The organism is Idiomarina aminovorans (assembly GCF_023155095.1).
Taxonomy (GTDB): domain Bacteria; phylum Pseudomonadota; class Gammaproteobacteria; order Enterobacterales; family Alteromonadaceae; genus Idiomarina; species Idiomarina aminovorans.
This window is the reverse complement of record NZ_JAKNDA010000036.1, coordinates 1-255: the sequence shown is the minus strand read 5'-3', so window position 1 is coordinate 255 and position 255 is coordinate 1. Positions and strand designations below refer to the sequence as shown.

Here is a 255-nt window from a genome sequence, read left to right as displayed (position 1 = left end):
CAGCATAATAATCTGGAACTGAAAGACACCCCTCTTGACCTAAAGCTTTGTTGCTACCACTCACTACTTCAGGGTTAATCAATATCAATGGCTGATCTCGATTATCTGAAAGATCAATAATAACAACCGCTTCTTTACGCCCCACTTGAACTGAAGCTAGACCTATACCATTATCAGTTGAATATAGGGTTTCCAACATATCATCGATTAATTTCTGAACCGATTCAATATCCTGAACTTTCTCTGCTGTAATCT

The 255-nt window shown here is 38.0% G+C and carries 1 protein-coding gene; it reads right to left on the bottom strand.

Features of this window, described 5'->3' with window-relative positions:
• Positions 1-253: peptide deformylase (locus L8G48_RS13400; RefSeq protein WP_248265092.1), on the bottom strand; the 253-nt coding region annotated here is incomplete at its 3' end.
• Positions 254-255 lie beyond the last annotated feature (2 nt).